This window comes from Kineococcus sp. NBC_00420 (assembly GCF_036021035.1).
GTDB lineage: Bacteria > Actinomycetota > Actinomycetes > Actinomycetales > Kineococcaceae > Kineococcus.
Map to the genome: position 1 here is coordinate 2160843 of NZ_CP107930.1, position 14135 is coordinate 2174977.

A 14135-nucleotide genomic window follows, 5' to 3' on the forward strand; every position below is an offset into this window, starting at 1 on the left:
GCTCTCACTGCAACGCGGCGGTGAGGCGCATGACGTTGTCGAGGTAGCGCTGGCGGAGGGGTCGCTGCGACCACTCCGCCGGCGTGAGTTCCCGGGACCGTTCGCGGTACTCCGAGACCTTCGCGGTGAGTTCCCCGACGAACGCGGGTTCCAGGCCGAGCAGCGACACCTCGTAGTCGAGGCTGAACGAGCGCATGTCCATGTTGCTGGACCCGATGACGGCCCGTTCGCCGTCCACGACCAGCACCTTGCTGTGCAGGACGGCGGGGAACGGCAGCATGTGGATCCGGACCCCGGCGTCGAGCAGGGTCGTGTAGTACGACCGCTGCGCGTGGTGGACCATGAACTGGTCCGCCTTCTCGGACACGAAGAGCTCGACGTCGACGCCCCGGTAGGCCGCGGTCGTGATGGCCTGCTCCAGACCGTCATCGGGGATGAAGTAGGGGCTGACGACGGAGACCGAACGGGTCGCGGCGTGGATCAGCGCGGAGAACATCCGCAGGTTCGGTTCCGTCGGGAACCCCGGACCCGAGGGGACGACCTGGAAGGCACCCGTGGAGCCGCCGGACGGTTCCGGCCCCACGGCGTCCGCCTGCACCAGCGTCTCCCCCGTCTCGGCGAGCCAGTCCGTCGCGAACACCGACTCCAGCGACTGGACGACGAACCCCGTGAGTTCCACGTTCAGGTCGACCCAGCGTCGCCCGGCGCGGACGTTCTTGCGGACGAGGTAGCCCGGGTCGATGAGGTTCTGGGAACCGACGAAACCCGTCCGGCCGTCGACCACGACGAGCTTGCGGTGGTTGCGCAGGTCCGGGCGACGCCACCGGCCGCGCAACGGGTCGATCGGCATCATGCGGTGCCACTCGACCCCGTCGGCGGTGAGCCGCTCGTTCATGCGGGTGTGACCGGGGTACTTGCGCGACCCGAGGTGGTCGTAGAGGAAACGCACCGTCACCCCGCGCGCGACGGCGTCGCGCAGGGCGTCGAAGAAGGGTTCCGTCGTGGCGTCGAGGGCCGCGATGTAGAACTCGACGTGCACGCTGCGCTCGGCGGTCGCGACGGCCGCCGCGAGCGCACCGACGAACTCCCCGTCCGGCAGCAGCCGCCGGTGGTCGCCGGAGACGCAGGGCAGCGAGGTGAGCCGGCGGTTCAGCCCGAGCAGCGAGGCGAGGTGCGCGTCGGCCACCAGACCCGGCGGCAGCGAGGGGAGGTTCTCGACGCGTTCGGCGATGACCTGGTTCACCTGCTGCTGCAGCCGGTGCCGGCGGCCCGTGACGTAGGGGCTGCCCAGCAGCAGGAACAGCGGCAGTCCGACGATCGGCAGGAAGAGGATGAGCAGCAGCCAGGCCGAGGAGGAACCGGGTTTTCGGTTCTCGGGAACGGTTCCGACCGCCACCACCTTCACCACGTAATCGAGGACCACGAGGGCCTCGCTGAGGATCGCGATCAGGCTCACCGGCACCTCACCACCCGGGAGGCCCTGCGCGGCAGCAGGAAGCGTCGACCGATGTCCATCAGCATCCCGCGCAGGGCGTCGTCCGGGATGTCCCGGCACGTCTCGTCGCCCAGCGGGCCGACCATCCCGGTCAGGAAGAACACCGTCGCCACCCGCCGCTCGTCGTCGGCGTCCGGGCCGGCGAGCAGTTCGCGCAGTTCCTCACCGATCTCGCGCATGCGCGGGTGGTGCTCCTGCAGGTGCGCGAACACCGGGTCGACCGCCGCGACGACGTAGATCCGGCGGACCTCGACGATGAGGTCCACGAGACCCGTGAGGGCGGTCTCGACCTGCGCCCGACGACCCCGCCGGGCCCGGGCCGCCTCGACGATCTCGAGCACGCGGTCGAGGAAGGGCGCGACCACCCCGACGACGAGTTCGTCCTTGGTCTTGTAGTGGTGGTACACCGCGGCCTTGGTGACGCCCATCTCGTCGGCGATCATCTGCAACGACGTGCCGCTGATGCCGTGCTCCGCGAACAACCGCAGCGCCGCCTCGTGCAGGCGGGTCCGACCGGGCCCCGGCGGACGTCCGTCGCCGACCGTCGCCGTCATCGATCTCCCGCCCGTCACCGTGGACGTCCGGTGCCGTCCGGACGTCACTGTACCTGCGGCTACGACTTTCGACGGATGATCCACCCGTCGACAACTAGCCGATCGACTAGGTGACGTCCCTTGGCCCGCCTCGCGCGGCCGGGGTACCGTCGAGCATCTCCACGCAGTAGAGCTACGTCGCCACCGGCGCCGACGGACCTCGTGTCGTCCCTCACGAAGGAGCCTTCCCCCGATGGCAACCCTGCTGTACCGACTGGGCCGCTTCAGCGCCCGCCGCCACTGGCAGGTGCTCGCCGTCTGGGCCGTCCTGCTGGCCGTCCTCGCCGGCCTCGCCTACGGCGTCGACAAGACCGCCGCGACCGACACCAGCTTCTCGATCCCGGGGACGCAGGCCAGCGAGGGTCTGGACCTCATCGGGCAGAAGTTCTCCTCCGGCGCCAACAACGCCACCGCGACGGTCGTCTTCCAGGCCCCCGCGGGGCAGACCCTCACCGGTGCCGACGCGGCCTCCGTCGAGGACCTGCTGGCGCAGCTGCGGGGTCTCGACGGGGTCGTCTCGGTGAGCGACCCGCTCGCGGCCGAGACCCCGATGCTCTCCGCCGACCGGACGATCGCGTCCTCCACGGTGACCTTCGACGGGGTCGTCGGGGACATCACCAAGGAGCAGGCCGACGCGCTCGTCGCGGCGACGGACCACGACGCCGGCGACGTCCGCGTCGAGATGACGTCGCAGGTCGTGACGAGCGAGGCCGGGCACGCGAGCGAGGCCATCGGCGTCGCCGTCGCGTTCCTCGTCCTCATCCTCACCTACGGCGCCCTGGCCGCCGCGGGGGCGAACCTCCTCACGGCGGGCCTCGGGGTCGGCGCCGGCATCCTCGGCATCACGGCGCTGGGCAACGTCGTCTCGCTCTCGGCCACCACCCCGGCCCTGGCCGGCATGCTCGGGCTCGCGGTCGGCATCGACTACGCGCTGTTCGTCTTCGCCCGGACCCGCACCGAGCTGCGCCGCGGCGAGACCCTCGACCGCGCGATCGCCAAGGCCACCGGGACGGCCGGGACGGCCGTCGTGTTCGCCGGGACCACGGTCATCATCGCCCTGGCCGGTCTCGCGGTCGTCGACATCCCGTTCCTCACCCAGATGGGTCTGGCCGCCGCGGCCACGGTCTTCATCGCCGTCATCGTGGCCCTGACCGCCGTCCCGGCGTTCCTCAAGGTCCTCGGCCTGAAGGTGCTGCCCAAGAAGGAACGCCACCGCGACCCGGCCGGTCTGCGGGCCGCCGCGGAGAGCGACGACCACGCCGAGGCCGACCTGGCCGGTCCGGGGCTGCTGGGCCGCTGGGCCCGCGGCGTCACCAACCACCCCGTCGTCTCGCTGCTCGTGGCCGTCGTGCTCGTCGGCGCCATCGCCATCCCCGTCGCCTCGATGCGGACGGCGCTGCCCTCGGCCGAGAACGACGACCCGGCGAGCTCCTCCCGCCAGGCCTACGACCTGCTCGTCCAGGGCTTCGGGCCGGGCTCGCAGTCCAGCCTCCTCGTCCTGGTCAACGGCACGGACGCGACCGCCGTCGCCGGCGCGGCCACCGAGGTCACGAACGAGGTCAAGGGCCTCGCCGACGTCGCGGCCGTCGTGCCGGGCATCCCCTCCGCCGACGGCACCGCGCAGCTCATCACCGTCGTGCCGGGCAGCGGGCCGACGGACACCCGCACCAGCGACCTGGTCCGCAGCATCCGTTCCGCCACCGGCGGCACCACCGGGGCCGAGGTCCTCGTCACCGGTCAGACCGCGCTGGACATCGACGTCACCGACTCGCTCAACGACGCGCTGCCGAAGTACATCGCGCTGATCGTGGTCCTGGCGCTCCTCCTGCTGATCATGCTGTTCCGCTCGCTGGCGGTCCCGCTGCTGGCCACCGTCGGGTTCCTGCTCTCGCTCGGTGCCTCGCTGGGGGCCGTCGTCGCGATCTACCAGTGGGGCTGGCTCTCCGACGTCTTCCAGGTCGCCCAGCCGGCACCGCTGCTGAGCTTCATGCCGGTGCTGGTCGTCGGGATCCTGTTCGGGCTCGCGATGGACTACCAGATGTTCATGGTCTCGGCGATCCACGAGCAGCACGCCCACGGCCGCAGGCCCAAGGACGCCGTCCTCGCCGGGTTCCGCCGGTCGGCGCCCGTCGTCGTCGCGGCCGCGTTCATCATGTCCGGCGTCTTCGTCGGGTTCGCCACCAGCGGCGACCAGATCATCGGGTCGATCGGCATGGCCCTCACCGTGGGCGTCCTCGCCGACGCACTCGTCGTCCGCATGGTCATCATGCCCGCGGCGCTGACCCTGCTCGGCAACGCCGCCTGGTGGATGCCGCGGTGGATGCAGAAGCTCGTCCCGAACGTGGACGCCGAGGGTCGCAGCCTCGAGGCCCTCCTCAGCACCGAGGCCGCCGCCTCGAGCGGACCGGCTCCCGCGCAGGCGGTTCCGGTCCCCAGCCAGCGCGAGGAACGTCGCCGCCCGGTCGACCCGGAACTCGCGAGGACCCCGCACGGGATGCCGGCCGAGCAGCGGGTCGCGCGGATCCTGCAGGACCTCCCGCTCGGGATCGTCGGGCTGGTCACCGGGTCGGCGGGGAACCCGCTGGCCGGCGCCGTGCTCACCGTCACCGACCCCGCGGGACAGCAGGTCGTGCGGAGCACGTCCGACGAGGTCGGGTTCTACGAGCTGCCGCTGGAGGCGGGCGGCACGTTCGTCCTCATCGTCGCCGCGGCGGACGCGAAGCCCGCCGCCCACCTCGTCCCGGTCTCCGACCGCACGGTGCGCCACGACGTCCGGCTCGTCGGCAACGCCGCCGTGCACGGCCTCGTGACGGGGGCCGACGGGAGGGACCCGGTGTGCGACGGCGTCCTCACCCTGCTCGACGTCCAGGGCCGGGTGGTGGCCTCCACCCGCACCGACGAGACGGGTCGCTACCGGTTGAGCGACCTGGTCGCCGGCACGTTCGTCCTGAGCGTGCTGAGCGAGTCGTTCCGTCCGGTGGCCCGCACGATCGACCTCGGGCCCGGCCAGGAGCTCGAGGAGGACGTGCGCCTCAGCCACGGTGGCCGCTTGATCGGCCAGGTGTCCGCCGCCAGCGACGGACGCGGGGTGCCCGAGGCCGCCGTGACGCTGGTGGACGGTGGCGGCTCCGTCGTCGAGCGCGCCACCACCGACCCCGAGGGGTCGTTCCACTTCGACGACCTCTCCGCCGGCCACTACACGCTGACCGCGGCGGGCTACGCCCCCGTCGCGACCACCGTCGAGGTCGACGAGGGCACCCACCGCGACGTCGAGGTCGAGCTCGGCGAAGGAGCCACCCCCTCCGACTCGTGATCTTGCGGGGATTCCCGGCAAGATCACGGACAGCAGGGTGAAACCCAGGGTTGACACAGTCGTCAACCCTGGGTTTCATGGTCTGGGTGACGGACACCGAGGAGTGGCGCGAGGCCCTGCCGCACCGCGCCGGCGACTTCTCCCTGGGCGCCGTCTCGGCCCGCCTCGCCACCCACACGACCCCGGCCGTCGTGCGCGACGTGGTGGACGACCTCGGACGCGGCCTCCTCGCCCAGCTGTGGGGAGAGCCCGCCGACCGCGACTGGCTCGGCGAGTGCGGGGGCCCGCTGGGGGCCGCACTGGTGCTGGCCGAGGTCGACGCCGCCGCGTCGGCGCTGCGCTCGCACGTGGCCGGTGCGCGCGCCTCGCTCCTCGCCGACCTGGTCGAGGACCACAGCCTGGTGGAACTCGCCGAACTCATCGGCGTCTCCCGGCAGGCCCTGCACAAGACCCTCAGGAACCGTGGACTGTGAGGACGACGACGATGTCCCAGGAACTCATCGACACGCTCCCGACGCACCCCTTGCGGCGCCGAGGCCCGGCGCGGCGGCTCTACGCGAGCGGCCTCGGCGTGCAGCTCCTCGGCTGGGTGGCCCTCCTCGGCCTCGCGCTCGGAGTGGGCAGGGGGTCCTCGGCCGTCGGCTTCGTCGCCCCGTTCAGCTTCATCGGACCCGACGCGCTCGGCGCACTGCTCCGGCGACGCGCCTGGTGGCACGTCCCGCTACGCAACGCCGGCAGCATCCCCGACCGGATCGAGCTGGCCTACTGGACGCTCCTGGCCCTGGGGGTGGCCGTCGTCTCGGCCGTCCTAGCTCTCCGCCAGGACCCGGACACCAGCATGCTGTGGGTCCTCTTCGCCTTCACGATCGTCTTCGGAGCCCTGGCCCGCGACCGGCAGCCCGACCCGGAACCCGCCGGCGTGTGGTGGTTCAGGGCCGCTCCGATGTACACGGCCGCGGCCGCGATCCTGACCGTCGCCACGGTCTCCGGCGTGATCGCGCTGACCGCGGCGATCGTCGCGGGCGTCGCCGCGGCCTGCCTGCTCGTCGTCACCCGCCTCGTCGCCGCCCGCCGCCACCCCTCCGACGCGTGATCCCGCTGGGAATCCCCACGAGATCACGGGTCGGGGGTGGGGGTCAGGCCTGCTGGCGCAGGGTCCGGGCGAGCTCGCGGCGACCGGCCTGCTCGGCGGGGTCGGGCACCGGCAACGAGGCGATCAGGCGCTTCGTGTAGTCGTGGCGCGGGTCGCGCAGCACCTGTTCGCTGGTGCCGTGCTCGACGAGGCGGCCGTGGAACAGCACCCCGATCCGGTCGGCGAGCATGTCCACCACGGCGAGGTCGTGGGAGATGAACAGGGCCGCGAAACCGAACCGCTGCTGCAACTGCGTGAACAGCTCCAGCACGGTGGCCTGCACCGAGACGTCGAGCGCCGAGGTGGGTTCGTCGGCGATGAGAAGCTCGGGGTCGAGGGCGATCCCCCGGGCCAGCGAGCACCGCTGGCGCTGACCGCCCGACAACTCGTGCGGGTAGCGGTCCGCGTACGACGTGGGCAGCTCGACGGCCTCGAGCAGCTCGCGGACGCGCGCGGCCCGTGCGGTCGCGCCGACCTCGGGCCGGTGCACCACCAGGGGTTCCGCGACGCACTCCCCGATCGTCAGCCGCGGGTTGAACGACGCGGCGGGGTCCTGGAACACGAACCCGATCTGCTTGCGCAGCGGCCGGAACGCGCGCTCCTTGAACCCGACCATCTCGTGACCGAAGACGGTGAGCGACCCACCGGCGGCCGGGGTCAGACCGGCGAGGGTCCGCCCGATCGTCGTCTTCCCCGAACCGGACTCCCCGACCAGACCCAGGACCTCACCCCGCGCGATCGAGAAGTCGACCCCGCGCACAGCGTGGAAGTCCGGCTTGCCGATCCCCCCGGGGAACACGACCTGCAGCCCCCGGGACACGACGACCGGGTCAGCGACGGACACCTCGCGCAGCGGTTCCCCGGAGGAGGCCCCGGTCGAGATCCCGTCGACCTCCGTGACCGAGAGCCGCGGTACCGCGGCGAGCAGACGCCGCGTGTAGTCGGCCTGCGGCGCGGCGAACAGGGTCGCCACGTCGGCGACCTCGACGACCTCCCCGCGGTACATCACGGCGACCCGGTCGGCCAGGTCGGCGACGACGCCCATGTTGTGCGTGATGAGGACGATCGCCGTACCCGTCCGGTCCCGCAGGTCCCGCAGCAGGTCGAGGATCTCGGCCTGCACGGTCACGTCGAGGGCCGTCGTGGGTTCGTCCGCGACGATGAGTTCCGCGCCCAGGGCCAGGGCCATCGCGATGACGATGCGCTGCTTCTGCCCGCCGGAGAACTGGTGCGGGTAGTAGTCGTAGCGCGAGGCCGCGTCGGGGATGCCCACCTGCTCCATCGCCGCGACGGCCCGCGCCTTCAACTCCTTGCGGGGGGTCCGTGGGTTGTGCGCCCGCAACCCCTCCACGATCTGGAAGCCCACGGTGTAGACGGGGTTCAGCGCCGTCGACGGCTCCTGGAAGACCATCGACACGTCGGCACCGCGCATCGCCCGCAGCCGCGCCGACGACGCGGTGAGGACGTCGGTCCCGGCGAGGACCACCGCCCCCGAACGGGTCGCGGTCTCGGGCAGCAACCCGAGGATGCTGCGGGCGGTCACGCTCTTCCCGGAACCGGACTCACCGACGATCGCCAGGACCTCGCCCGCCACGACCCGCAGCGACAGGTCGCGGACCGCGGGGACGTCACCGGAGTCCGTCGCGAAGGTGACGTCGAGGTGGGAGATGTCGAGGATCGCGCCCTCGGAACGGGTGGGGACGGCGGCGCGCGCGGGGACGTGCCCGGCGGCGAACGCCGCCTTCAGCGCACGCTTGCGGCGGCGGAGCCGGGGGTCGGACAGGTCGTTCATGGACTCACCGACGAGGGTGATGCCGAGCACCGTCAGCACGATCGCGAGACCCGGGAACAGCGCCGTCCACCAGATGCCGCTCGTCACGTCGGAGACGGCCTTGTTCAGGTCGAAACCCCACTCCGACGCCGAGGTCGGCTCGATGCCGAAACCCAGGAAGCCCAGGGCCGCGAGCGTCAGGATCGCCTCGGAGGCGTTGAGGGTGGAGATGAGCGGGATGTTGCGGGTGGCGTTGCGGAACACGTGGCGCACGATGATGCGCAGGGTCGACTCCCCCAGCACCTGGGCGGCCTCCACGAACGGTTCGGCCTTGATCCGGGCCGCCTCCGAACGCACCACGCGGAAGTACTGCGGCACGAACACCACGGTGATGGAGATGGCGGCGGCGAGGACCCCGCCCACGACCTTCGACTGACCGCCCGAGATGACGATGGTCATGACGATGGCCAGCAGCAGCGACGGGAAGGCGTAGACGGCGTCGGCGACGACGACGAGCACCCGGTCGAACCAGCCGCCCAGGTACCCGGAGACCAGACCGAGGGCCACCCCGACGAAGAGGCTCATCGCCACGGCGACCACGATCACGAACAGCGCGGTCCGCGTACCCCACAGGACGCGGGAGAAGACGTCGAAGCCGCCGACGGTCGTGCCCCAGAGGTGCGCCGAACTCGGCGGTTGCTGGGCGCCGAACCCGCCGTCGGCGTCGCTCAACTGCGCGTACCCGTAGGGCGCGATGAGCGGGACGAACACGGCGATCAGGACGACCACGCCGACGATGACCAGTCCGGTGAGGAGCATGCCGCGCTGCAGCCCGACCGAGGACCGCAGTTCCCGCAGGACGGGCAGGCGCCACAGCGGTGACGACCGCCGGCCCGACGTCGGGAGGTCGGAGGTGGGATCGGGGGCCACGGTGTCCTGCTGCGGATCCGTCATGTCAGTACCTCACTCGAGGGTCGATCAGGGCGGCGATGACGTCCACCACGAAGTTCGTGACGGCGACGATCACGGCGAGCAGGACGACGATGCCCTGCACGGCGACGAAGTCGCGGGCGGTGAGGTACTGCGCGAGCTGGTTCCCCAGCCCACCCCACTCGAACGTCGTCTCGGTGAGGACGGCTCCGCCGAGGAGCATGGCGATCTGCAGGCCCATGGCGGTGATGATCGGGATCAGGGCCGGTCGCAGCGCGTGCCGGGTCACGAGGCGGAACTCGCTGACCCCGCGGGAGCGCCCGGACTCCACGTACTGGGCGTCGAGGGTGCCGATGAGGTTCGTCCGAGTCAGGCGCAGGAACGTGCTGCCGGTGATGACCCCGAGGCAGACGGCCGGCAGGACCGCGTGCGAGAGCACGTCGCCCAGCGCGCCGAGGTCACCGATGCGCAGGGCGTCCAGGGTGTAGATCCCGGTGGGGTTCACGACCCCGCCCATGACGAGCTGCACGTTCGAACTCGCCCGGCCGGCGACCGGGAGGACCGGCCAGAACGACCCGAACACCAGTTTCAGGAGCAGACCGGCGAAGAACACCGGGGTCGCGTAGCCCAGGACCGCGAGGATGCGCAGGGTCGCGTCGGGCCAGCGGTCCCGCACCCGGGCCGCCACCATCCCGAGCGGGATGCCCAGCACGACGGCGACGATCACGGCGTAGAACGCGAGTTCGAGCGTCGCGGCGCCGTACTCGAGCAGCACGTCGGTGACCGCACGGCCGTCGGAGATGGAGGTCCCGAAGTCACCGTGCAGCAGGTTCCCCATGTACTCGACGTACTGGACGAGGATCGGCCGGTCGTAACCGGCCTGGTGGACGCGTTCGGCCAGCTGCGCCGACGTGAGCCGCCCGCCGAGGGCCGCGGTGATGGGGTCGCCGGTGATCCGCATCAGGAAGAACACGAGCGTGGTGAGGATCCACACGGTCGGGATGATCAGCAGGAACCGGACCACCAGGTAACGCAGGAGGCCGGAACCACCGCCTCGTCGGGGCGCCGCGACCGGGTCGGGTGCGCCGTCGGTGGTACCGGGGACAGCGGTCGTCGATGACATGGGTTGCTCCGGGGGTGGGCAGCGCCTGCAGGGTCGTGGCGCCGGGGCGACGGGGACCGCACGCACGACGAGGCGCCCACCGCGCGGGCGAGCGCCTCGTCGTGCGGCCGGAGGCCTACTTGCTCAGCGACGACAACCGGAACCGGAAGGAGGCGTCGAGCGTGTCGTCGACCCCCTTGACGTCGGTGCCGGAGATCGCGACCTGCGAACCCTGCAGCAGCGGCAGCGTCGGCAGCTGCGCGGCGACGTCGTCCTGGATCTTCCCGATCAGCGCCTTGCGCTGGTCGGCGTCGGTCATCCCGACCTGCTCCGCGATCTCGGCGTTGATCGCCTGGTCGCGGAAGTGGTTGGCGAGGAAGCTCGCCGACTCGTCGGTGTCGTAGAAGAACGGCGTGAGGTAGTTGTCCCCGTCGGAGTAGTCGGGGAACCAGCCCAGCTGGTACATCGGGTACACGTCGGAGGAACGGTCCTTGGAGTACTGGACCCACTCCGTCGACTGCAGGTCGACCGTGAACAGCCCGGTGTCCTCGAGCTGCTGCTTCACCTGCGCGTACTCGTCACCCGAGGACGCACCGTAGTGGTCGGGGTTGTACTGCAGCTTGATGTCGATCGGGGTGGTCACCCCGGCCGCGGCGAGGACCTGCTTGGCCTTGTCGACGTCCGGCCCACCGGAACCGTCGCCGTAGGCGCTCTTGAGGGACTCGTTGGCCCCGGCGAGACCCTCGGGGAGGTAGGAGTAGAGCGGGGTGTAGGTGCCCTTGTAGACCTGGTTGGCGATCGCCTCGCGGTCGACGGAGTCGGCCATCGCCTGGCGGACGGCGAGCGCCTTGGCCGGGTCGGGACTGTCGGACTTGGCCCCGAACGGCATGGTGTCGAAGTTGAAGACGATGTAGCGGATCTCCCCGCCGGGGCCCTTGTGGACCTTGACCTTGTCGTTCTTCTCCAGGTCGGCGATGTCGGTGGCGGACAGCGAGCGCCACGCCACGTCGATCTTGCCGTTGGAGATGTCGAGCTTCATGTTGTTCGCGTCGGTGTAGTACGTCATGTTCACGGTGCTCGACGCGGGTTTGCCCAGCAGCCCCTGGTAGCCGTCGAACGCCTTGTACGAGACCAGCTTGTTGAACTGGTAGCTCGCGATCGTGTACGGGCCGGCGAACGCCTTCGCGGCCACGATGTCGGCGTCCGCGGTGAGCGAGTTCGGGGAGAACACCTGCTCGTCCACGATGGGCCCGGCGGCGCTGGCGAGGATCTGCGGGAACGTCTGGTCGGCCCGGTTCAGGGTGAAGACGACGGTGCTGGCGTCGGGCGTCGCGACGGAGTCGAGGGATCCCAGCAGGGAGGCCGGTCCGTTGGGGTCGGCGATCGCCTTCTGGCGGTCGAAGCTGAACTTCACGTCCGAGGAGGTGAGTTCGTGACCGTTGGCGAACTTCAGACCCGACTTGAGCTTCACGGTGTAGGTCGTGGGGTCGGTGAACTCGGCGGACTCGGCGATGCTGGGTTCCACCTCGGAGCTGCCCGGCTTCTGCTCCACGAGGTAGGGGTAGACCTGGTTCTCGACGAACGTCGAGCCCGTGTCGTAGGACCCGGCCGGGTCGATCTTGGTGACCTTGTCGGTCGTGCCGACCGTGAGGGCGTCACTCCCGCCGGCGGCGTTGTCGTCGTTCTGGGCCGTGGAGGTCGAGCAGGCGCTCAACGCCAGCAGACCCAGTGCGGCGATGGAGGCGGACAAACGTCGTTTCATGGTCCCGCTTCGTTCGTGGTGGGAGACGGACTGGACTCACCCCGTTGTAGTCCTCACGTGCATCCTGTCCGAGGCTGGACGATTTGACCACATCTCCGACGATGCACCAAACAATCCGCCCAGCCCGTAGCGCAATGGAAACACGAGCTTGACCTGCGCGAAACGTGGCGCGCCGACCGCGCCCGCACCCCGCCACGTCGCGGGGTGCGTCCGGTCGCTGCGGAGATCAGGCGGATCGCAGCATGGGGACGTGCGGGATGGCGTCCTCGACGAACTCGGGGCCGCTGGCGGCGAAACCGAACCGGGCGTACCAGTGCTCGAGGTGGGCCTGGGCGTCCAGGACGACGTCCACCCCGGGGAGGAGTTCCAGCGCCCGGCGCATCAACGCCCCCGCGACCCCGGCGCCGCGGGCACCGGCGGCCGTGGCGACGCGCCCGATCCGGCCGCGTCCGTCGGTGTCGCGCAGGACCCGCAGCGTGGCGAGCACGGAACCGTCCGGCGCCTGCGCCCACACGTGCAGGCACGAGGGTTCGAGGTCGCGACCGTCGAGTTCGGCGTAGGCGCAGCGCTGCTCGACGACGAACACCTCGACCCGCAGCCGGAGCAGGGCGTAGAGGACCGCGGGCGGGAGGTCGGCGAGCGCCGCCTCCCGCACCACGAACCGGACGGGACCCGTGTGGTCGCTCACGACCCGAGCAGGTCGTGCCGCACGACGGTCTGCTCGCGGTCCGGACCGACGCCGACGGCGGAGATCCGGGAACCGGAGAACTCCTCGAGGGCCTCGACGTAGGCCTGGGCGTTCTTCGGCAGGTCGGCCATCGTGCGGGCGCCGGTGATGTCCTCGGTCCAGCCGTCGAAGAACTCGTAGACCGGCGTCGCGTGGTGGAAGTCGGTCTGCGACATCGGGATCTCGTCGTGCCGGACGCCGTCGACGTCGTAGGCGACGCAGACCGGGATGCGTTCCCAGCCGGTGAGGGTGTCGAGCTTCGTCAGCACGAAGTCGGTCACCCCGTTGATCCGGGCCGCGTAGCGCGAGATGACCGCGTCGTACCAGCCGGTGCGGCGCGGGCGACCGGTCGTGGTGCCGAACTCGCCACCGTCCTGGCGCAGCTTCTCGCCGTCCGCGTCGAGCAGTTCCGTGGGGAACGGCCCCTCGCCGACACGCGTCGTGTACGCCTTGACGACGGCGACGATGCGGTCGATCCGGTTCGGCGGGATCCCCGCCCCGGTGCAGGCGCCCGCCGCGGTGGCGCTGGAGGACGTGACGAACGGGTAGGTGCCGTGGTCGATGTCGAGCATCGTGGCCTGGCCGCCCTCGAAGAGGACGATCTCGTCGCGGTCGAGGGCGCGGGAGAGTTCGAGGCTGACGTCGGTCACCATCGGCGCGATGCGCTCGCGGTAGGACAGCAGCTCGTCCACGGTCTGGTCGACCGACACCGCACGACGGTTGTAGACCTTCAGCAGCAGGTGGTTCTTCTGGTCGAGGGCGCCCTCGACCTTCTGCCGCAGGATCGACTCGTCGAAGAGGTCCTGGACCCGGATGCCGATGCGGTTGATCTTGTCCGCGTAGGACGGTCCGACCCCGCGACCGGTGGTCCCGATCTTGCGGCTGCCCAGGAACCGCTCGGTCACCTGGTCGAGCACGCGGTGGTACGGCGCGATCACGTGGGCCGAGGCGGAGAGCAGGAGCTTCGAGCAGTCGACCCCGCGCGCCGTCAACGCGTCGATCTCCTCGAAGAGGACCGAGAGGTCCACGACGACACCGTTGCCGATGACGGGGGTGACCCCGGGGGTGAGGATCCCGCTGGGCAGCAGGTGCAGGGCGTACTTCTCGTCGCCGACCACGACCGTGTGGCCGGCGTTGTTGCCGCCGTTGAACTTCACGACGTAGTCGACCCGTGCACCGAGGGCGTCGGTGGCCTTGCCCTTGCCCTCGTCCCCCCACTGGGCGCCGACGAGCACGATCGCGGGCATGAGATCCCCTGTCTTCCTGTGACACGACTTGTCCGGGTGCATCTGGCCCCACGGACCACCCGG

Annotated in this window: 10 protein-coding genes and 1 pseudogene; 3 read left to right on the forward strand and 8 right to left on the reverse strand. The window is 70.9% G+C overall.

From position 1 onward, the window contains the following. Positions 1-4 precede the first annotated feature (4 nt). Both cls and OG218_RS10550 read right to left on the reverse strand, forming a co-directional pair. Positions 5-1456, reverse strand: coding sequence for a cardiolipin synthase (gene cls / locus OG218_RS10545; protein ID WP_328293173.1), 1452 nt, complete (start codon positions 1454-1456; stop codon positions 5-7). Further along, complete coding sequence (locus OG218_RS10550; protein WP_328293174.1) at positions 1453-2049, reverse strand: TetR/AcrR family transcriptional regulator; 597 nt, start codon at positions 2047-2049, stop codon at positions 1453-1455. Before OG218_RS10550 ends, cls begins: the two co-directional genes overlap by 4 nt. 232 nt (positions 2050-2281) lie before the next feature. On the opposite strand from OG218_RS10550, the gene OG218_RS10555 reads away from it, so the two are divergent. The 3 genes from OG218_RS10555 (at position 2282) to OG218_RS10565 (ending at position 6494) form a co-directional block, all read left to right on the forward strand. Beyond that, positions 2282-5401, forward strand: coding sequence for an MMPL family transporter (locus OG218_RS10555; protein WP_328293175.1), 3120 nt, complete (start codon positions 2282-2284; stop codon positions 5399-5401). Between the two features lie 86 nt (positions 5402-5487). After that, entirely contained in the window at positions 5488-5874 is a 387-nt protein-coding gene (locus tag OG218_RS10560) for a hypothetical protein (protein ID WP_328293176.1), read from the forward strand. An 11-nt stretch (positions 5875-5885) separates the two neighbouring features. Next, positions 5886-6494: a hypothetical protein gene (locus tag OG218_RS10565; protein ID WP_328293177.1), complete on the forward strand. Its 609-nt coding sequence runs from the start codon at positions 5886-5888 to the stop codon at positions 6492-6494. A gap of 43 nt (positions 6495-6537) precedes the next feature. Here OG218_RS10565 and OG218_RS26630 read toward each other — a convergent pair whose 3' ends face one another. From OG218_RS26630 to OG218_RS10590, 6 genes and pseudogenes are all read right to left on the reverse strand, one after another. Then, complete coding sequence (locus OG218_RS26630) at positions 6538-8211, reverse strand: dipeptide ABC transporter ATP-binding protein (RefSeq protein ID WP_380162364.1); 1674 nt, start codon at positions 8209-8211, stop codon at positions 6538-6540. 93 nt (positions 8212-8304) lie between these two features. Next, positions 8305-9258, reverse strand: a pseudogene (locus tag OG218_RS26635) (ABC transporter permease); the annotation flags it as partial. A gap of 1 nt (position 9259) precedes the next feature. Beyond that, entirely contained in the window at positions 9260-10357 is a 1098-nt protein-coding gene (locus OG218_RS10575; protein ID WP_328293179.1) for an ABC transporter permease, read from the reverse strand. A gap of 115 nt (positions 10358-10472) precedes the next feature. After that, positions 10473-12098 carry an ABC transporter substrate-binding protein gene (locus tag OG218_RS10580; protein ID WP_328293180.1) on the reverse strand — a complete coding sequence of 542 codons (1626 nt, stop codon included), beginning with the start codon at positions 12096-12098 and terminating at the stop codon, positions 10473-10475. Positions 12099-12324: 226 nt separating this feature from the next. Continuing rightward, positions 12325-12786, reverse strand: a complete 462-nt coding sequence (locus OG218_RS10585) for a GNAT family N-acetyltransferase (RefSeq protein ID WP_328293181.1) — start codon at positions 12784-12786, stop codon at positions 12325-12327. Then, positions 12783-14072: an adenylosuccinate synthase gene (locus OG218_RS10590; RefSeq protein WP_328293182.1), complete on the reverse strand. Its 1290-nt coding sequence runs from the start codon at positions 14070-14072 to the stop codon at positions 12783-12785. Before OG218_RS10590 ends, OG218_RS10585 begins: the two co-directional genes overlap by 4 nt. Between the last annotated feature and the right edge of the window lie 63 nt (positions 14073-14135).

Bases quoted from the DNA above. Each gene is read 5' to 3' on its own strand.
- OG218_RS10550 (WP_328293174.1), bottom strand. From the start codon at position 2,049: ATGACGGCGACGGTCGGCGACGGACGTCCGCCGGGGCCCGGTCGGACC.
- OG218_RS10555 (WP_328293175.1), top strand. From the start codon at position 2,282: ATGGCAACCCTGCTGTACCGACTGGGCCGCTTCAGCGCCCGCCGCCAC.
- OG218_RS10565 (WP_328293177.1), top strand. From the start codon at position 5,886: ATGTCCCAGGAACTCATCGACACGCTCCCGACGCACCCCTTGCGGCGC.
- OG218_RS10575 (WP_328293179.1), bottom strand. From the start codon at position 10,357: ATGTCATCGACGACCGCTGTCCCCGGTACCACCGACGGCGCACCCGAC.
- OG218_RS10580 (WP_328293180.1), bottom strand. From the start codon at position 12,098: ATGAAACGACGTTTGTCCGCCTCCATCGCCGCACTGGGTCTGCTGGCG.
- OG218_RS10590 (WP_328293182.1), bottom strand. From the start codon at position 14,072: ATGCCCGCGATCGTGCTCGTCGGCGCCCAGTGGGGGGACGAGGGCAAG.